The following is a 17339-nucleotide window of genomic DNA, read 5'->3' as shown; positions in this document are numbered from 1 at the left end:
CCCGCCCGTCACGCATCCCGGGCGCTGCCTTCCGCCTCGAGCTCGGCCTCCGGATCGGGATCCTCGGCGGCTTCCGTCTCCTGCGGGGCCAGGGCGGGCTTCTCCAGGAGCCGCTCGGCGGCCTCGCGCCGGTCGCTGCCCACGAGGTCGCGGGTCTCGGTGCTGAGCGCCCGAGCCGGCCGGACCGGGGCGGTCAGCGGCTCGGGCTTCAGCCCGGCCGCGGCGCCGCGCATCCAGCTGGACCCGTCCGGCAGGGCGCCCGCCTGCTGCAGGACCAGCCGCGCGATGTCCCGCTTGCGCACGTCGTCGGTCCGGGCCGTGGCGGCCTCCGGCGACAGGCCGAGCCCCTCCAGAGCCGCCCGCCCGAAGGCGAGGGCGGATTCGGCGGTCTCGCGGATCTGGTAGTCGACGTCCCGGTTCATCAGCTCCACCGCGTGCAGGCGGTCGTAGGCCCGCACGAAGGTCCGCACGCTCGAGAATTCCTCGTGGACGATGTCGACGATCTTGAGGGCGCCCTCCCGGTCGTCGACGCAGATGCAGACCAGCTCGACCCGGCCGATCCCGGCGGCGCGGAGCACGTCGAGGCGCGTGCCGTCGCCGTAGTAGATGCGGAAGCCGAAGCGCGAGGCCGCGCGCAACTGCTCCACGTCCTTGTCGATCACCGTGACCGGGATGCCCTCGGCCATCAGCACGTGCGTCAGCACCTGCCCGAACCGGCCGAAGCCGATCACCAGCACCCGCGCGTCGCCGCTCTCGGACAGCTCGGTGGAGGGCTCCTCCAGCGCGAAGGTGCTGCGCGCGTTGCGCCGCTCGATCAGCTTGTCGAGACCCTTGGCGGCGATGGGGCCGATCAGCATGGTCAGCGCGGCGAGCGCCACCGCGAAGCGCGTCGCCGTGACGCCGGTGAGGCCGAGATCCTGGGCCTGCGGCAGCAGCACGAAGGCGAACTCGCCCGCGGGCGCCAGGACCGCGGCCCCCCGCAGGGCCCCGAGGGTATCCGAGCCGAACAGCCGGAACAGGCCGGCCACGATGGCGACCTTGACCAGGATCGCCGCCAGGGTCGCGCCGAACAGGGCCGGCCAGACCTCGCGCACGAGGGTACCGTCGATCGACATGCCGACGCTCATGAAGAACAGGCCGAGCAGCATGCCGCGGAACGGCTCGATGTCGGCCTCCAGCTGGTGGCGGAAGTTCGACTCGGCGAGCAGGATGCCGGCGAGGAACGCGCCCATCGCCATCGACAGGCCGACCTGCTCCATGAGCAGCGCGGTGCCGAGCACCACCAGGAGCGCCGCGGCGGTCATCACCTCCCGGGCGCCGCTCGCCGCGAGCAGCCGGAAGAACGGGTTCAGGCCGTAGCGGCCGACCAGCACCACCGCGAGGATCGCCGCGAGCGCCTTGCCGGTGGAGACCGCGGCCTCCCCGAGCCAGGAGACGTCGGTCGCCTCGCCGGCCGAGGCCAGCAGCGGCATCAGCGCCAGGATGCCGACCACCGACAGGTCCTGGAACAGCAGGACCGCGAAGGCGCGCGCGCCGTAGGCGCTGCCGAGATCGCCCCGCTCCTCCAGGAGCTGCAGGGCCACCGCGGTGGCCGAGAGGGCGAGCGCGAGGCCGATCACCGCGGCGGCGCCGAAGCTGAGGCCCGCCACGAGGCCGGCGCCGCCGAGCACGAGCGCGCAGACGACGAGTTGCGCGGCGCCGAGGCCGAAGATGTCGCGGCGCATCGAGACGAGCTGCGACAGGTGAAGCTCCAGCCCGACGATGAAGAGCAGGAGCACCACGCCGATCTCGGCGACGCTCGCGGCCGTGTCGGGCTCGGCGATCAGCGACAGGCCGGAGGGCCCGATCAGCACGCCGGCCACGAGGTAGCCGAGCACGGCGCTCTGCCCGATCAGCCGGAAGATCGGCACGCCGATCACGGCCGCCGTGAGGAAGGTCAGGACCGGCGGCAGGAAGCTCGCATGTTCGACGGGGCTCGCCATGGTGATCGTCCCGGCGGTTCTGCTGGATCGGCGCAGGTGGAGCCCCCGCTTAGCGCGCACGGGGCCGGGATGCGAGCCGTAAGCGGGTGCCGTTCGGCACCGACGGGCCCGCGCGGGGCGGTTCGGCCCCGGCTCGGCCCGAGAGGCGCGCTCAGCCCAGAGACGCGCTCAGCCCAGAGACGCGCTCAGCCCAAGAGGCGGGGGCGCGCCCGGTGCGATCCGTCGATGAACTCGAAGCCACCGGCGGCGCTCAGCATGTGCAGGCGCGTACCCGGCCAGGCCGCGCCCGGGCACAGGCGCGTCTCGACCTGCTGCGCGTAGGCCTCCTCGTCGAGGCGGAGGATCCGGGCGAGGCCGAGCGCCGCGCCGTAACCCTGGCGGCAATCCTGGACGGGCCGGATCAGGCCGCCGTCGCGCGCCACGATCGGGCCCGCGGCCCGGGCGGAGCCGATATCGATCAGCACCGGGTTGTGCCGGTGCGGCGTCCAGGGCCCGCGGAAATGCGGCGCGTGCCAGAGATGGAGCGTGTCGGAGTAGCTGCCGCCGCCGGCCCGGACCGTGGCGAACATCCACCAGTGGCCCCCGTGCTGCAGCAGGGTCGCGTCCCCGGCCACGACCCCGTCGAGGAGCACCGCCTCGTGGACCCAACCGCGCGGGAAGTCGGTGGCCCGGTAGAGGTCGATCGTCCCGGAGGCGTGGGATTCCGGGATCATCCAGACCTGCCCGTCCGCCTCGAACACGAACGGATAGGAGAGGTGGGTCTCGAGCTCGAGCACCGGCTCCGGGCGGCCGCGGGGGCCGTTCGCCCCGAAATCCACCGCGGCGATCACGCCCTTGCCGCGGCGGTAGTCGAACTCCTCCACGAACAGGGTCACGGCGCCGTCCCGAGCGATCGCGAAGGGGTCGGCGTAGAAGCGGCGCCCGTCGTCGGGAAGGACCTGCCAGCCACCCTCGGGATGCCGGCGCAGGTCGATCAGGTCGGGGCCGACGATCCGCCGCCAGCCCACCCGCCAGTGCGGGCCGTGGAAGCAGAGGGCGTAGAGCCGGCGGGCGATCTGCCGGGCGAGCCCCCCGGCGGCCCGGCGGCGGGCGCCCAGGCCGCCGAGGTCGTAGGCGGTCGCGGGCTGGAGGGGCGCCCCGGCTCCGTCGGGGAGCGCCGTCGAGGCGGCGCCGTCGAGGGCGGCGAGGATCAGCGTGATGGTCCGCGCGAGGTAACCCTCGAAGGCCGTGAGCATCACCGTGTGCGATTCCGTGCCGAGGCGGCCGATCGCCACCGGCGCACCGTCCGGACCGCGCAGGGCCGCCACCGGCGCCCCGTGGGCGAACAGGGCGGCGAGGAGGCCGGCCTCGCCCGGCATCCCGTCGTAATCGAGCCGCCAGGCCGGCGCCGGGCCCGGATCCGCGGGGCTGTCCGAGAGGTCGAGGACGAGGTCGGCGGCGCTCCCGCCGGGCTCCGCGCCGTCGGGGCTCGCCTCGTAGGGGGCGAGGGCCACCGGCTCCGCCGCGGTCGCCAGGCCCGGCCGCGGCAGGCCGTGGATGGCGGCCTCCAGGCGGAACAGGAGCTCCGCGTTCGGCGGCAGGCCCTCCGCGTGCTCGACCCAGGCGACGCGGATCCGATGGTCGGGCCGCTGCCCGAGCTGGTCGAGGAGCCGGATGTGCCAGCCGCGCAGGGACCGGCGGTCGAGCCGCACGACGATGGTCCGGGTGCGGGCGCGCGTCCCGGAGGGCGACGGCTCCGTCCGGGCGGGAGCCCGGCTACCGGTCGCCGACGGCCGGTCCGTGCCTCCGATCACCCGCTCCATCAGCCGGTCGGCCCCGCGCCCCGCGTGCCGGATTTCGTATCGACGCTCACGGCGGCCAGACCCAAGATGCGCCCGGCCTCGACCCTCGATACGGTCGAGCCAGGCTCGAATGCTGTTACGCCGCGCCACGATCAAGCACGGCCGCGTGGCTGTCTACAGGTTCAAGCTTAACGTGCGGGACGATTTCTGGACGATGAACCGGAAAAATCGAAACGCCGTCCTTCAAATAAACGCGTGTTGGCGGGTCGTGATACAATGTCGCGAGGCGGTGGCGGTTCGCCGAGGGGAACTCCACCTCCAGCTGGACCGTTCGCCAGTCAAGGACGTGGTGCGGAGACAGGACATGACGCGCAAGACGCTGACGATGCCCCTCGCGGCGATGCTCCTCGCCGCCATTCCGGGAACGGCCTTCGCCTGGGGCGGTGGCGGCGGTGGCGGCGGCGACAGCGGGAGCGGCCTCTCCCCCTACGCGGCGCTGAGCGGCAACGACCGCTCGGCCGGGGTCAACAACGGCAATTATCGCGACCCGGCCCTCGACCCCTACATCCGGACCTACGATCCGGAGGCCGCGGCCCGCTACGCGGCGCCGCCGGCCGCGCAGCCGCGCCTGCGCGTGCGGCCGTACTACGGCTACCCTTACTGAGGCGATCCGCGGAGGCCGTCGCGCGACGGCCTCGTCGTTCAGGAGCGTCCGAGGCCGCTCGCGGCCCGGACGCGCTTGAGCGTCCACGGTCCGCCCGAGAGCTTGCAGCCGGTGCCGCGGACGAAGCGGCTGCGGGTCGGCGCGATCACCGATGCCAGGAAGTTGCGGCAGATCAGCTCGTCCGAGACGTACGGGAGCCCGGTCGGATTGACCGACCCGTGGAGCCCGGTCTCCGGGTTGTCCCACTTGACCGGCCGCCCGTTGCCCTGCGGATCCAGGGCGACGCTCAGGGCGGCCCGCGCCCGGCGCCAATCCTCCTCGGCGAGGTCGTCCCCGAAGCTCACAGGCCGCTTCTCGATGCTGCCGGTGACGGTCGGCTCCTCGACGACGCGCGGCGGCGCCGCCGGCGGATCGCCCCGGAAGACCAGCAGGGGCTGGCTGCAGCCGCACAGGGCCATCGCCATCGCCATCGACACCACCGACACGGACGCGCAGATGCGCGACCGCCGGCTTGGCCCTTTACACGCGCATCCCCGCATTACACCTGACTCACGACGGGCTATTCGCTCGACCGAACATGCCGATGTCGGTGCCCCCCTCAGGCCCTGGACGCGGCTGGCAGGAGTCTTGGCGTGGATCAGTTAAGGACCGATGACCCGAAGAGCGCGGACTTCACGCTGAGCGAGGACCCCGTCGGGCTGTTCGCGGCCTGGATGAAGGAGGCCGAGGCCTCCGAGCCCGAGGACGCGAACGCGATGGCGCTCGCCACCGCCGGATCGGACGGGCTGCCGGACGTGCGAATGGTCCTGCTGAAGGACTTCGACGCCCGAGGCTTCGTCTTCTACACCAACACGCAGTCCACCAAGGGGGAGGAGCTGGCGCAGAACCCCCAGGCGGCCCTGGTGCTGCACTGGAAGAGCCTGCGCCGGCAGGTGCGGGCCCGCGGGCCGATCACGCCGGTCACGGCCGCGGAGGCCGACGCGTATTTCCAGAGCCGCCGCCGCGAGAGCCGGCTCGGGGCGATCGCCAGCCAGCAATCCCGCCCGCTGGCCGACCGCGCCACGCTGATGAACGCGGTGGCGGAGCTGTCCGAGCGGTACGGCGACGGGCCGATCCCCCGGCCGGAGCACTGGACCGGATTCCGGATCGCGCCGGTGAGCGTCGAGTTCTGGCAGAACGGCGATTTCCGCCTGCACGACCGGGTCCGCTTCACCCGGACGGGCGCGGGCTGGAGCCGGGCGCGGCTCTATCCCTGACATCAAGCCGAAACGCAGAGAGCCCCGGCAGGGCCGGGGCTCTCGCGTCGCGTGACGGGTGGCGCTGAGGCTCAGGCCTCCTCGCCGTCCTTCTTCTCGTCCTCGGCGGACTCCTCGGCCTTCTCCTCGGCGGCCTCGGCCGACTGCGCCTCGGCGATGGCGGCCTCCTCGGCCTCCACCTCGGCACCCAGCACGGTCGGCGGCACGATGTTGGCCACCGGGTCGGTCTGCTCGCCGGTGTAGGTGCCGGCCGGGATCTTGATGTCGGAGACGTGGATGACGTCGCCGATCGCGCGGCCGGTCAGGTCGACCTCGATCGCGTCCGGGATCTGGTCGGGGGCGACGTCGAGGCTCAGCGTGTGGGCCACGATGTTGAGGGTGCCGCCGAGCTTCTTGATGCCGGGGGCCGCGTCCTCGTTGACGAAGTGCACCGGCACCTCGACCGTGACGGTCTGGCCCGAGACGACGCGCAGGAAGTCGACGTGCAGCGGCACGCCGGTCACCGGGTCCAGCTGGAAGTCGCGCGGGATCGCGCGGACCTTCTTGCCGCCGGCGTTGATCTCGAACAGCGTGGTCTTGAAGCCGCCGGCGTAGATCAGGGTGCGGGTGCGGATGAGGTCGACCGCGATGGATTGCGGCGGCTGGCCACCCCCGTAGATGACGGCGGGAACTTGGCCCTGGCGACGAACGGCCCGGGCGGCCCCCTTGCCGACCCGGTCGCGTGCCACGGCCTCAAGCGTCTTCACAGCGCTCATGGCGTGATCCTTTACGATTGCTGGAGCCGGAAAACGAAAAGGCCGCCCCTGGCGGACGGCCACATCCTTCCCGGCGCGCCCCTGCCTCCAAGGGTGTCTCGGGGGCGCGCCGTGCGCATACACGGGCGGGGGCGGATTGGCAATGCGGCGGCGCCGCCGACCCGCGGCGGCCCGGCCGTCCGGCATCGATCACAGGCCCGCCAGCGCCCGCCGCGCCCGGCGCTTCTGCAGCCACAGGGTCAGGCCGAGCGCGGTCCCGATCACCAGCGCCGAGACGGCCGTGGTGACCGTGCCGAGGGCGTAGATCTCCGGCGTCGTCACCGTCGTGGTCAGGCCCTGCAGCTCCAGCGGCAGGGTGTTGCGGCCGCCGATCGCCTGGCTGGTGCGGGCAAGCTCGTCGAACGACAGGGTGAAGCCGAACAGCGCGACGCCGACGAGCGCGGGCGCGAGGATCGGCACCACCACGTGCCGGAGCGTCTGCGGGCCGCTGGCGCCCAGGTCGCGGGCGGCCTCCTCGTAGGCCGGGTCGAACCGGTTGAACACCGCGAACATGATCAGCAGGCCGAAGGGCAGGGTCCAGGTGAGATGCGCGCCCAGCGCCGAGCTGTAGAGGCCCATCAGCGTGCCGTGATCCTGCAGGAAACCCCAGCCGGTGGCGGCGGCGAACGCCTTCACGGCGTCGTCGAGGAGCCGGAATTCCAGGCCGATGCCCAGCGAGACCACGATCGAAGGCACGATCAGGCTCGAGACCGCCAGGGCGAAGACGAGGCCGGCCCCGCGAAACCCCTTCCGGAAGGCGAGGCCCGCGTAGAATGCGATTCCCACGGTGAGCGCCATGACCACGAGACCGAGGGCCAGCGAGCGCCGCAGCGCCGCCCAGATGTCGATCACGCCGACGCCTTCCCACAGCTTGGCGAACCAGTGGGTCGAGACGCCGTTCATCGGGAAGGTCAGGCCGCCGGACGGGCCCTGGAAGCTCAGCGCCAGGATCGTCAGCGTCGGCCCGTAGAGGAACAGGACGTAGAGAGCGAAGACCGCCGCCAGCAGGTAGAAGGCGCGGCCGCGGGGCTGGTCCATCGCTACAATTCCCGCCGGAGGTCGATCATCCGGGTGAGCCCGAGGATCATCAGCAGCACGGCGGCGAGCAGCACCACGGCGTTGGCGGCGGCGGCCGGGAACTGCAGGTAGGACATCTGCACCTGGATCACCTTGCCGACGCTGGCGATCTGCTGGCCGCCCATCACGCCCACAGTGACGAAGTCGCCCATCACCAGGGTCGTCACGAAGATCGTCCCGATGGCGATGCCGGGCTTGGCGAGCGGCAGGATCACGTTCCAGAGGATCTGCGCGCCCGACGCGCCGCCGTCGCGCGCCGCCTCGATCAGCCGCCGGTCGATGCGCGCGAGGCTGTTGAAGATCGGCACGATCATGAACACCGTGTCGAGGTGCACGAAGGCCAGGACCACCGCGAAGTCGGAGTAGAGCAGGCCCTCGATTGGCTCGCGGATCAGCCCGAGGGTGCGCAGCGTGTCGTTGACGAGGCCGTTGCGGCCGAGCAGCGGGATCCACGAGATCATGCGGATCACGTTCGAGGTCCAGAACGGGATCGTGCAGAGCAGGAACAGGCCCATCCGCACCGTGCCGGAGCGGATGTGGAAGGCCAGGAAGTACGCGATGGCGAAGCCCAGCGGCAGCGTGATCGCCAGCGTCAGCGCGACGAACTTCACCGTCGACAGGTAGGTGCGCACGGTCGTGCAGAGGTCGGCCGACAGGCAGCCGTCGAACACGTCGGCGTAGTTCTGCAGGGTGAGCGCCGGGATGATCTCGTACTCGTTGTACTCCCAGAGCGAGACGATCCCGGTGAGCACCAGCGGCACCACCAGGAAGACGAGGAAGACGAGGGCCAGTGGCGCGGCCTGGAGATAGGCGAGGGCGCGGCCGCGCGGGCGCGCCGCGACGGTGGGCGCTGCGGTGTTCGCAGCGGCCGCGGCGGGCAGGGCGAGATCGCTCATCGGGCTCGCCCCACGCGTGCTGATGCGTCCCATCTCCTCAGTGGGGTGCGATGCGCACGCATCGGTTCCCGCAAGGCGCGACGCGCCCCCTCTCCCGTGCGGGAGAGGGGACCCGCGTTCCATCCAGCCGCCGCGTGGCCGCGCAGGATGGGACTCTTCGGTCGCTTGCAGCGGGCGCCCACCGCCCTCACGCCGCGATGAACTCGTTCCACTTGCGCACCATGTAGGTGTTCTCGTCCATCACGGCGTTCCAGCAGGCGACCGCGCCCATCCGCGCGTCGAAGGAGCCGCCGTCGCGGGTGGCGCCGCCCTTCTCGATCAGGGTGCCGTCGGGGCCGAGGATGTCCTTCTCGGCGGGCCTCCCCTCCATCCAGAAGGCCCACTCGTAGGGCTGCATGTTCGCCTGGGCGGTCTCCAGCACGGCGGAGTAGTAGCCTTGCCGGTTGAGGTACGCCCCGGCCCAGCCGGACAGGAACCAGTTGATGAAGTCGTAGGCCGCGTCGAGCTTCCGGCCGCTCAGCGTCTTGGGGATGCCGAAGCCCGAGGCCCAGGCCCGGTAGCCCTCCTTCAGCGGCTGGTAGGTGCAGGGCACGCCCTGCGCCCGCACCTTGGTGACGGCGGGCGACCACATCGACTGGATCACCGTCTCGCCCGAGGCCATCAGGTTCACGGATTCGTTGAAGTCCTGCCAGAAGGCGCGGAACTGGCCGGCGCGCTTGGCCTCGATCAGCACCTTGATGGTGCGGTCGATCTCGGGCTTCGTCATGTTGCCCTTGTCGCCGTAGGTGTAGTCGCCGGTCGCCTCCACCACCATGGCGGCGTCCATGATGCCGATCGACGGGATGTTGAGGATCGAGGCCTTGCCCTTGAAGGCCGGGTTCAGGAGCTCCTTCCAGCTCGTGACGGGCATCTTGATCAGGTCCGGCCGGATGCCCAGCGTGTCGGCGTTGTAGACGGTGGGGATCAGCGAGATCCACTGAGTCTGTTCGCCGGCAAATTTTTTGGAGTCGATGCCCTCCAGGTAGAAGACCTTCTTGGGCGCCGTGCCCTGGTCGCCGATCTTCTTGCCCGCGACCTCGCCCTTGGTGAAGACCGAAGAGATCTTGTCGGCGAGCTTGATCCGCTTGGCGTCCATGCCCTGCAGGTTGCCAGAGGGCAGGATCTTCTTGAGGCTGAAATACTCGGTGTCGATCAGGTCGAAGGAGTTCGGCTGGGTGACCGCCCGCTTGGTCACCTCGTCGGTCACCACCGGAATGTATTCGAGGGTGATGCCCAGATCCTCCTTCACCTTCTTGGCGATGTCGGCGGACTGGTTCACGGCGGTGCCGAGATAGCGAAGGGTCACGGGCTCGGCGGCGTGCACCGCCGGGAAGCCGGTCACCGGCGTCGCGGCGAGCGCGGCGGCCCCCTTCAGGAGCGTGCGCCGGCTCGGCTTCTGGGGCAGGTCCATGGTGGTCTCCGTTAGGCGTCGAGGCGGTGGGCGGCTGAAGCGTCCCAGCCGACCGGGATCATGTCGCCGGGGCGGAGCGGGCGGGCCGCGAACTCCGCGTCGCTGAGGATCGTCGTGAGGGCGGCGGGGCTCTCGGGCGCGCGCTCCAGCCCCTCGGCGTCGAGGCCGACATGGACGCTGGTGCCCTGGTACTCGACGGCCACCACCCGGGCCGGCCGCGCGGCGGGGCCGGCCTCGGCGCCGAGCCGCATCCGGTCCGCCCGAACGGCGACGAGCCCCTCCGGCAGCCGGATCACGTTGTGGCCGCCGATGAACCGGGCCACAAAGGCGGTGACCGGGCGCTCGAACACGGTGCGCGGGTCGGCAGCCTGCTCGATCCGGCCGGCATTCATCACCACCACGAGGTCGGAGAGCGCCATCGCCTCCTCCTGGCTGTGGGTGACGTGGATGAAGGTGAGCCCGAGCTCGGTCTGGATCCGCTTCAGCTCGACCCGCATCCGCACCCGCAGGAACGGGTCGAGGGCGGAGAGCGGCTCGTCGAGGAGCAGCACCTTCGGGCCGGTGACGAGGGCGCGGGCGAGGGCCACGCGCTGCTGCTGGCCGCCCGAGAGCTGGGCCGGCAGGCGCCCGGCGAGGTGGCCCATCTGCACGAGGTCGAGCATGGCCATCGCCTTGGTCCGGCGCTCCGCCTTGCCGATCCCGCGCATCTTGAGGCTGAAGGCGACGTTGTCGCGCGCGTCGAGATGCGGGAACAGCGCGTAGCTCTGGAACATCATGGCGGTGCCGCGCTCGGCCGGGGCGGCGTCGCCCACCGCCTTCGGGCCGATCACCACGTCGCCCGCGCTGGCGCGCTCGTGCCCGCCGATCATCCGGAGCGTCGTGGTCTTGCCGCAGCCGGAGGGGCCGAGCAGGCAGCAATAGGCGCCGGACGGCACCTTCAGGTCGATGCGGTCGACCGCAATGGCCGCGCCGTAGCGCTTGGTCAGGCCGATCAGCTCGACGTCCATGCGGTTCTCCCCCGGGAGCTGCAGGCAAGCGGCGGGCCAGCGCGGCCGTCAGGCGTCCCGCCGCTCGGCCGGATCGACGGCCCGGTCGAGCACCCGCCCGCGCCCCGGCTCGGACAGGACCCGGCCGTCCTCGGCGATGACCTGCCCGCCCGCGATGGTCATGACCGGCCAGCCGGTGACGTCGAAGCCTTCCCAGGGCGTGTAGTCGGAGCCGTGGTGCAGGTTCGCTTGGCGGATGGTCTCGCGCCGGTTCGGGTCCCACAGGGTCAGGTCGGCGTCGAAGCCCGGGGCGATCGAGCCTTTGCGCGGGTAGAGCCCGTAGAGCTTCGCGTGGTTCGTGGCGGTGAGCGCGACGAACTGGTTGAGGCTGATCCGCCCCTTCGAGACCCCCTCCGAGAAGAACACCGGCAGCCGCGTCTCGATGCCGGGAATGCCGTTCGGGATCCAGCGGAAGGAGGTCTTCCCCCGCGGGTTCAGCTTGCCCTGCGGGTCGTCGTAGCGGAACGGGCAATGGTCGGACGAGACCACGTCGAAGATCCCGCGGCGGATCCCCGACCACACCGCCTCCTGGCTCTCGACGTCCCGCGTCGGCGGCGAGCAGACGTACTTCGCCCCCGCCATGAGATCCTCCTGGCCGAGACCCTTCATGTCCTCGGCCGTGAGGGTGAGGTATTGCGGGCAGGTCTCGGCCCGGATCTTCAGGCCGCGCGCCTGCGCCCAGGCGATCTGCTCGGTGGCCTCGCGGCCCGAGACGTGGACGATGACGATCGGCAGGTCGATCAGCTCGGCGTGGCTGATCGCCCGGTGGGCCGCCTCCCGCTCGACGATCTCCGGGCGCGACAGGGCGTGGCCGTAGGGCCGGGTCTCGCCCGCCCGCTCCAGCCGCTCGCTCAGGTAGCGGATCGCGTCGTAGCCCTCGGCGTGGACCATGACCCGGGCGCCCTGCCGCCGCGCGACGTGGAACACGTCGAGGAGCTGGCGGTCGTTCAGCACGAGGTCGTCGTAGGTCATGAAGACCTTGAACGAGGTGTAGCCGTCGGCGACCAGGGCCGGCAGCTCCTGGCCGAGCACCGCCTCGGTCGGGTCCGAGATGATCATGTGGATCGCCACGTCGACGTGGCACTGGCCCTCGGCGCTGGCCCGGTAGGCGTCGACGGCGCCGCGCAGCGAGGCACCCCGGGGCTGGAGCGCGAAGGGCATCACGCAGGTGGTGCCGCCGGCCGCCGCCGCCCGGGTGGCGCTGGCGAAATCGTCGGCCATGACGATGCCGGGGCCAGAATCCTGGGCGATGTGGACGTGGCTGTCGATGCCGCCCGGCAGGACCAGCAGGCCGGAGGCGTCGATCACCCGGGCGGCGTCGGCGATACCCTCGGCCACCGCGACGATCCGCCCGCCGCGCACGCCGATATCGGCCCGGACCGTGTCGCTCGCCGTGACCACCGTGCCGCCCCGGATGGCAAGGTCGAATTCAGGCATGCCGCTCACTCCTCCGCGCCAGCGGGCGCGCCGGGCCGATGCACGGTCCGCGCCGATTCGGGCGGACGCGGTCGGCACCGCAGGAGGTCACAGGCGGCCGTTCGGGTCCAGCGGGCAGCGCCATACGCGGAACCACCGTTCCGGCCGAGATCTTCGGCCGTCGTCGCTCTCCCGTCATCACGAGCGCAGCGACGTGACCCAGGGGCGCGCGACGCCGGAAAGCGGAGCGCTACCCTGGATTGCTTCGCTCCGCTCGCAAGGACAGGTGTCTCGCGGGGTGCCTCGGGCGGACCGGCGCGGACGCCCCGTCCGCGGGTCCGGCACGCAGGCGCGATGGCGCCGCTGCGTGGAACTGCCGCCAGACGCGGCGCATGTGCCGGGCGGAGCCGAAGCCGGCGCGCTCGGCGACCTGCTCCAGGCCGAGGTCGCTCTGCGCGATCAGCTCCCGGGCTAGCGCGACGCGGGACCGGTTGACCGCGTCCGTCACGGTCATGCCGGCGTGGAGCCGGAACAGCCGCGCGAGGTTGCGCGGGCTCGCGCCCGCGACCTGGCCGAGCAGCGCCGGCGACCAGTCCCGGGCCGGGTCGGCGGCGATCGCGTCCTGGGCCCGGTGGACCGCCGGGTGCAGATGGCTGCGCCCCTCGAGCCAGGGCGAGAGCTGGGGATCGTCGGGCCCGCGCCGCATGTACACGACGAGCGTCCGCGCGACGGCGACCGCCGTCGCCGGGCCCGCCCACTCCGCCACGAGGTGCAGCATCAGGTCGATGCCGGCCGTGACGCCGGCGCTGCTGAACCGGTCGCGGTCCTGCACGAACAGGCGGTTGTCCACGACTCGGGCCTCGGGGGCCGCCGCCCTCAGCCGGTCGCAGCTGGCATGGTGGGTGGTGCAGGCGTAGCCGTCGAGGAGCCCGGCCCGCGCCGCGAGCAGCGCGCCCTCGCAGACGGTCGCCACGGTGTGGCCCGGCCGGATGACGCCGCGCAGCCACGCGACGATCTCGGCCTCCGCGTCGGCGTCGGCCGCCGGGTCCGGCGCGTCGCCGAGCACCTGCGTCGCGGAGCCCGGCAGGAGCACGACCGTCCCGTCCGCCACCGTCTCCGGCAGCGGTCCGGCACCGCCCAGGTCGAGCCCGATCGAGCAGCGGGTGAGCGCCCGCGGTGCCGCGTACGCCACCGCGAAGCCGATCCGGTCCTGGACGGTGCCGGCGATCCGCAGCACCTCCAGCGGGCCGGCGAGGTCGAGCAGCAGCGCGCGCGGCGGCAGGACCACGAGGACCGGGATGTGCCGCGCCGCCCCGCTCACGCGGCGACCGGCAGGTCCGGGCCGGCCAGCGCCTGGTCCACGGTGGCGATCCGGGCGAACCGGTCGGTCAGCACCAGCTCGGTGCGGGCCTTGATCTCGTCCGCGCCGAAGCGGCGGCCGTCCGGGTGGGTCATGGCGAAGGTCAGGGTGGCCTCGGTCACGTAGTCGACCTGCCAGCCGCTGTCGGAGGCGTGGCGGGCCGTGGTCTCGCAGCACTGCTCGGTCCGGATGCCCGACACGATCAGCCGGCGGATGCCGTGCTGCGTCAGCCAGCCCGACAGGCCGCTATCGACCAGGGCGCTGTGCCGGCGCTTGTGGAAGGTGGCCGTCGGCGCGATCACGACCGGCGCGAGGGTACGGACGTGGCCGGAGGCGATGGCGAACGGGCCGCTCTCGGCCACGTGGAACACCTGCAGGACCGGGATCCGCCGCGCGGCGGCGCCGTCGATGAGCGCCTGCAGGCGCGCGGTGAAGGGCGGGACATCGGCGTCGTTCCAGAAGGGCCTGTGCCGGAAGGATTCCTGGACATCGATGACCAGCAGCGCAACATCGGACATTTCGTGTCTCCCGCTCAGTGAAGCGAGCCGCAGCATTCACCGGTGGGACGCAGCGGGAAAGAAACCGCACCGCCAACCAGCGGACATATCCGGCCATTCTCAGGCGAACAGGAGCCGCGCGTGAGCGACCATCCCAAGACGATCTTCGTGCTGACCGGGGCCGGCGTCTCGGCCGAGAGCGGGCTCGGCACGTTCCGCGACCGCGGCGGGATCTGGGCGCGGTTCGACCCGATGGAGCTCGCCACACCGGAGGCCTACGCGGCCGATCCCGACACGGTGCTCGACTTCTACGACCATCGCCGCCGCGGCGTGGTCGCGGCCGAGCCGAACGCCGCGCACTTCGCTCTGGCGCGGGCCGAGGCGCGGATCGCCGACCGGGGCGGGCGGCTATTCCTGTGCACCCAGAACGTCGACGACCTGCACGAGCGGGCCGGCTCGCGGGCGGTCACCCACATGCACGGCGAGCTGCTCAAGGCGCGCTGCTGCGCCTGCGGCGCGGTCACCCCGTGGCGCGCCGATCTGAGCCGGGCGGACAGCTGCCCCACCTGCAGCACTCCGGGCCGGATGCGGCCGGACGTGGTCTGGTTCGGCGAGATGCCGATGCACCGCGACGCGATCGAGGCGGCGCTCTCCGAGGCCGACCTGTTCGTGGCCGTGGGCACGTCGGGGGCCGTCTACCCGGCGGCCGGCTACGTGCGGCAGGCCCAGGCCCTCGGCATCCCGACCTGCGAGGTCAACCTGGAGCCGTCCGACAACGCCGACGCCTTCGACGCGACCCGCTACGGGCCGGCGAGCGTCGCGCTGCCGTGCTACCTCGACGAACTCGGCCTCTAGCGGGGCGACCGGCCGACGGCGGGGATTCGGGACCGGCCGCAGACGGGGCCCACCACGCGGCGTTCGCCGTCGGGCTCGCCAACCTGTTGTGCGAACGGGGTTTCTCGGCCCGTGATCTGCCGGACCGGGCCAGGATCAAAATCTTAAATGACGCGAATCACATCGGCGCGAGCTGTCAAGAACTGGTCGGGCAGTTGCCCACGGGTTACAACAGTCAAGCTCGGGATCGGCGTCGCGGCCTACCCGAGCGTTCGTTGAAGCCACAAGGGGAAGCAACTACCCATGCAGCACTTCACCGTAACCGACCGCGAGCGTGACACCGTCCTGGCGGCACTGCGCTATTACCAGTTCTACCGGATGCAGGGTCATCCGTTCGACCCCCGTCAGGATCACCTGATCGACACCATCGCCGGCCGGGCCGGCGAGGCGTTGGACCTCGCAGAGATCGACGATCTCTGCGCCGGCCTGAACGGCAACCCGCACGCCCTCGCCGCCGCGGCGGCCTGAGGCAGCTTCCGGGGCGGCCGAGGCCGCCCTCGACGACCCCGCGGCCGGCCCAGGGACGGGGCCGGAGGACGGGCAACCTCCGAGATGAGCGGGCCACCGCCGCCGGAGCGAACCTTCCTCACCGGGGCCGGGCTTCGCGCCCGAACCACACCCTGCCGACGCGCATCCGGGCCTGCCCCGCGGCGCGTCGGTCCGACGGGTGGGTCCGCGCGGCGGGCCCCCCGAAAGGCCGGTTTCGCGCGACGCCGAAACGTGGCCTAACGGATGCGCGACGGCCGCAGGGCCGCGCCTTCCGGTAGCGCCGAGGTCGATGATGCGGACGGGTTCGCGACGGATCCGCCGCGGCGTCCTGCGGGGCGCCGTCCTGCTGCTCCTCGGGCTCGCGCCCGCCACACCCGAGCCCGTTCAGGCCGCGCCCGAGAGCGTCGCCACCGCGCTGGTCGTCTCCGTGGACGTGTCGCAATCCGTCGACGAGGCGCGCTTCCGGCTGCAGATGGAGGGCATCGCCGAGGCCCTGGAGGACCCGTCGGTCCTCGGCGCGATCACCGGCAACCCGGGCGGGATCCTGTTCGCGATGGTGACCTGGGCCGACCGGGCGACCCTCGCGGTCGGCTGGCGGCGGATCGCCGGCCAGGCCGACGCCGCGGCGGCCGCGGCCCTGGTGCGGGCGACGCCGCGCCAGGCGGGCGAGTTCACCTGCCTCGGCCAGATGTTCCGCACCGTGACCGCCGCCGTGTTCCCGGCGCTCCCGGTCCCGGCCGAGCGCGTGGTGGTCGACGTCTCCGGCGACGGGATCGACAACTGCACCGACGCCGCCAGTCTCGCGGAGGCGCACCGGTCACTGCTCGACACCGGCGCGACGATCAACGGCCTGCCGATCCTGGTGCCGGGCGAGAACGACGTGGTCGGGGCCGGGGCCTACCGGGCGCCCGGCTACGGCCTGCTCCCGACGCCGCTGCCGCAGGAGCGCACGGGCCTGGAGCAGTGGTACCGCGCGCACGTCATCGGAGGCCCGGGCGCCTTCCTGCTGGCGGCTGCCGGCTACAGCGATTTCTCCAGGGCGCTGCGGCGGAAATTCGTGATCGAGATCAGCGCGCTGGGGCGGTGACGGGGCTCTCCCCGGACGTACGTCACGCGGATCGAATTGCGCTCGCGGCCGGCCCTGAGCCAACCGTGACGGGCCGGCTCGGACCTGACGGAGGCTGGGGTATTACGCGCTCCGTCATCATGAGCGAAGCGACGCAGGGCAGCGCGACCTCGGAAGGCTTGGCGTGACCCTGGGTTGCTTCGCTCCCCTCGCAAAGCCGGTGGGGCAGAAACGGATAACCGGGAAGCGTTTCAGCCCCTCAGGGTGCCTTCTTCAGCTGCTGCTCAGCGCGGGTGAGCGCCGCCTCGCACGCCTGCGCGTCGCCCTTCTGATCCGCCGTGCGCGCCTCTTCCAGGGCGACCTTCGCCTGCTGGGCGGCGTCCGCGCCCTGGCCGGCCTGGGCCGACTTCTCCGGCGGCGCCTGCGGCGACTCGTTTGCCCGCTGGCCCTCCGTCCCGGTGACACCCTCGCCGCCGCGCTTGGCGGCGTTACCCTGGCCGCTGGTCGAGGCGGAGATCGACTGGGTCAGCTCGGACTGGACCCGCTTGGAGACGCCCTCGATCCGGTCGCCGCAGGGCGAGGCGAGGGCGGGGGCCGCCGTCAGGATCAGGGTCAGGCAGGCCGTCAGGGCGGGACGCATCATCGGGTCGAGTACTTTCCAAGAGAATGGG

17 protein-coding genes are annotated in these 17339 nt (G+C 72.2%); 5 read left to right on the top strand and 12 right to left on the bottom strand.

The features are described from left to right. Positions 1-8: 8 nt before the first annotated feature. A complete protein-coding gene (locus LXM90_RS27850) occupies positions 9-1982 on the bottom strand; it encodes a monovalent cation:proton antiporter-2 (CPA2) family protein (protein ID WP_020093861.1) in 1974 nt (657 codons plus the stop codon). Positions 1983-2167: 185 nt separating this feature from the next. After that, positions 2168-3784 carry a hypothetical protein gene (locus LXM90_RS27845; RefSeq protein WP_020093860.1) on the bottom strand — a complete coding sequence of 539 codons (1617 nt, stop codon included), beginning with the start codon at positions 3782-3784 and terminating at the stop codon, positions 2168-2170. Positions 3785-4127: 343 nt separating this feature from the next. Between LXM90_RS27845 and LXM90_RS27840 the strand changes: the two genes are divergently transcribed. Then, entirely contained in the window at positions 4128-4427 is a 300-nt protein-coding gene (locus LXM90_RS27840; protein ID WP_020093859.1) for a hypothetical protein, read from the top strand. Positions 4428-4465: 38 nt separating this feature from the next. Here the strand turns inward: LXM90_RS27840 and LXM90_RS27835 are convergent, their stop codons facing one another. Continuing rightward, positions 4466-4966, bottom strand: coding sequence for an RT0821/Lpp0805 family surface protein (locus tag LXM90_RS27835; RefSeq protein WP_026605034.1), 501 nt, complete (start codon positions 4964-4966; stop codon positions 4466-4468). A gap of 93 nt (positions 4967-5059) precedes the next feature. Between LXM90_RS27835 and pdxH the strand changes: the two genes are divergently transcribed. Continuing rightward, on the top strand, positions 5060-5683 hold the full coding sequence (pdxH, locus tag LXM90_RS27830) for a pyridoxamine 5'-phosphate oxidase (protein ID WP_020093857.1): 624 nt from the start codon (positions 5060-5062) through the stop codon (positions 5681-5683). A 71-nt stretch (positions 5684-5754) separates the two neighbouring features. Here pdxH and LXM90_RS27825 read toward each other — a convergent pair whose 3' ends face one another. The 8 genes from LXM90_RS27825 to LXM90_RS27790 form a co-directional block, all read right to left on the bottom strand. Next, positions 5755-6438 carry a 50S ribosomal protein L25/general stress protein Ctc gene (locus LXM90_RS27825; protein WP_020093856.1) on the bottom strand — a complete coding sequence of 228 codons (684 nt, stop codon included), beginning with the start codon at positions 6436-6438 and terminating at the stop codon, positions 5755-5757. A gap of 189 nt (positions 6439-6627) precedes the next feature. Then, complete coding sequence (locus LXM90_RS27820; RefSeq protein ID WP_020093855.1) at positions 6628-7515, bottom strand: ABC transporter permease; 888 nt, start codon at positions 7513-7515, stop codon at positions 6628-6630. Between the two features lie 2 nt (positions 7516-7517). Further along, positions 7518-8450, bottom strand: a complete 933-nt coding sequence (locus tag LXM90_RS27815) for an ABC transporter permease (RefSeq protein WP_020093854.1) — start codon at positions 8448-8450, stop codon at positions 7518-7520. Between the two features lie 187 nt (positions 8451-8637). Next, complete coding sequence (locus tag LXM90_RS27810) at positions 8638-9900, bottom strand: ABC transporter substrate-binding protein (RefSeq protein ID WP_020093853.1); 1263 nt, start codon at positions 9898-9900, stop codon at positions 8638-8640. Between the two features lie 11 nt (positions 9901-9911). Next, positions 9912-10907, bottom strand: coding sequence for an ABC transporter ATP-binding protein (locus LXM90_RS27805; RefSeq protein WP_234081334.1), 996 nt, complete (start codon positions 10905-10907; stop codon positions 9912-9914). Between the two features lie 48 nt (positions 10908-10955). After that, a complete protein-coding gene (hydA, locus tag LXM90_RS27800; protein WP_020093851.1) occupies positions 10956-12383 on the bottom strand; it encodes a dihydropyrimidinase in 1428 nt (475 codons plus the stop codon). Positions 12384-12612: 229 nt separating this feature from the next. Then, positions 12613-13683: a GlxA family transcriptional regulator gene (locus tag LXM90_RS27795; protein ID WP_020093850.1), complete on the bottom strand. Its 1071-nt coding sequence runs from the start codon at positions 13681-13683 to the stop codon at positions 12613-12615. Continuing rightward, the gene (locus LXM90_RS27790; RefSeq protein WP_020093849.1) at positions 13680-14240 is read right to left on the bottom strand and encodes an isochorismatase family protein; all 561 of its coding nucleotides are present in this window, start codon (positions 14238-14240) and stop codon (positions 13680-13682) included. Before LXM90_RS27790 ends, LXM90_RS27795 begins: the two co-directional genes overlap by 4 nt. A gap of 120 nt (positions 14241-14360) precedes the next feature. On the opposite strand from LXM90_RS27790, the gene LXM90_RS27785 reads away from it, so the two are divergent. The 3 genes from LXM90_RS27785 (at position 14361) to LXM90_RS27775 (ending at position 16689) form a co-directional block, all read left to right on the top strand. Further along, positions 14361-15074 carry an SIR2 family NAD-dependent protein deacylase gene (locus tag LXM90_RS27785; protein WP_234081332.1) on the top strand — a complete coding sequence of 238 codons (714 nt, stop codon included), beginning with the start codon at positions 14361-14363 and terminating at the stop codon, positions 15072-15074. 282 nt (positions 15075-15356) lie between these two features. Beyond that, on the top strand, positions 15357-15581 hold the full coding sequence (locus tag LXM90_RS27780) for a hypothetical protein (protein ID WP_012320868.1): 225 nt from the start codon (positions 15357-15359) through the stop codon (positions 15579-15581). 313 nt (positions 15582-15894) lie between these two features. Beyond that, positions 15895-16689 carry a DUF1194 domain-containing protein gene (locus LXM90_RS27775; protein WP_234083070.1) on the top strand — a complete coding sequence of 265 codons (795 nt, stop codon included), beginning with the start codon at positions 15895-15897 and terminating at the stop codon, positions 16687-16689. Between the two features lie 238 nt (positions 16690-16927). Here LXM90_RS27775 and LXM90_RS27770 read toward each other — a convergent pair whose 3' ends face one another. After that, positions 16928-17311, bottom strand: a complete 384-nt coding sequence (locus LXM90_RS27770; RefSeq protein ID WP_020093846.1) for a hypothetical protein — start codon at positions 17309-17311, stop codon at positions 16928-16930. Positions 17312-17339: the final 28 nt, after the last annotated feature.

Source organism: Methylobacterium oryzae, from assembly GCF_021398735.1.
Taxonomy (GTDB): Bacteria; Pseudomonadota; Alphaproteobacteria; order Rhizobiales; family Beijerinckiaceae; genus Methylobacterium.
This window is presented reverse-complemented; position numbering and strand designations above follow the sequence as displayed.

Excerpts from the sequence above, each read along its gene's own strand:
- LXM90_RS27825 (WP_020093856.1), bottom strand. The coding sequence starts at position 6,438 with ATGAGCGCTGTGAAGACGCTTGAGGCCGTGGCACGCGACCGGGTCGGC.
- LXM90_RS27805 (WP_234081334.1), bottom strand. The coding sequence starts at position 10,907 with ATGGACGTCGAGCTGATCGGCCTGACCAAGCGCTACGGCGCGGCCATT.
- LXM90_RS27770 (WP_020093846.1), bottom strand. The coding sequence starts at position 17,311 with ATGATGCGTCCCGCCCTGACGGCCTGCCTGACCCTGATCCTGACGGCG.
- LXM90_RS27790 (WP_020093849.1), bottom strand. The coding sequence starts at position 14,240 with ATGTCCGATGTTGCGCTGCTGGTCATCGATGTCCAGGAATCCTTCCGG.
- LXM90_RS27850 (WP_020093861.1), bottom strand. The coding sequence starts at position 1,982 with ATGGCGAGCCCCGTCGAACATGCGAGCTTCCTGCCGCCGGTCCTGACC.
- LXM90_RS27810 (WP_020093853.1), bottom strand. The coding sequence starts at position 9,900 with ATGGACCTGCCCCAGAAGCCGAGCCGGCGCACGCTCCTGAAGGGGGCC.
- LXM90_RS27815 (WP_020093854.1), bottom strand. The coding sequence starts at position 8,450 with ATGAGCGATCTCGCCCTGCCCGCCGCGGCCGCTGCGAACACCGCAGCG.
- LXM90_RS27780 (WP_012320868.1), top strand. The coding sequence starts at position 15,357 with ATGCAGCACTTCACCGTAACCGACCGCGAGCGTGACACCGTCCTGGCG.
- LXM90_RS27845 (WP_020093860.1), bottom strand. The coding sequence starts at position 3,784 with ATGGAGCGGGTGATCGGAGGCACGGACCGGCCGTCGGCGACCGGTAGC.
- LXM90_RS27820 (WP_020093855.1), bottom strand. The coding sequence starts at position 7,515 with ATGGACCAGCCCCGCGGCCGCGCCTTCTACCTGCTGGCGGCGGTCTTC.
- LXM90_RS27775 (WP_234083070.1), top strand. The coding sequence starts at position 15,895 with ATGCGGACGGGTTCGCGACGGATCCGCCGCGGCGTCCTGCGGGGCGCC.
- hydA (WP_020093851.1), bottom strand. The coding sequence starts at position 12,383 with ATGCCTGAATTCGACCTTGCCATCCGGGGCGGCACGGTGGTCACGGCG.
- LXM90_RS27835 (WP_026605034.1), bottom strand. The coding sequence starts at position 4,966 with ATGCGGGGATGCGCGTGTAAAGGGCCAAGCCGGCGGTCGCGCATCTGC.
- LXM90_RS27840 (WP_020093859.1), top strand. The coding sequence starts at position 4,128 with ATGACGCGCAAGACGCTGACGATGCCCCTCGCGGCGATGCTCCTCGCC.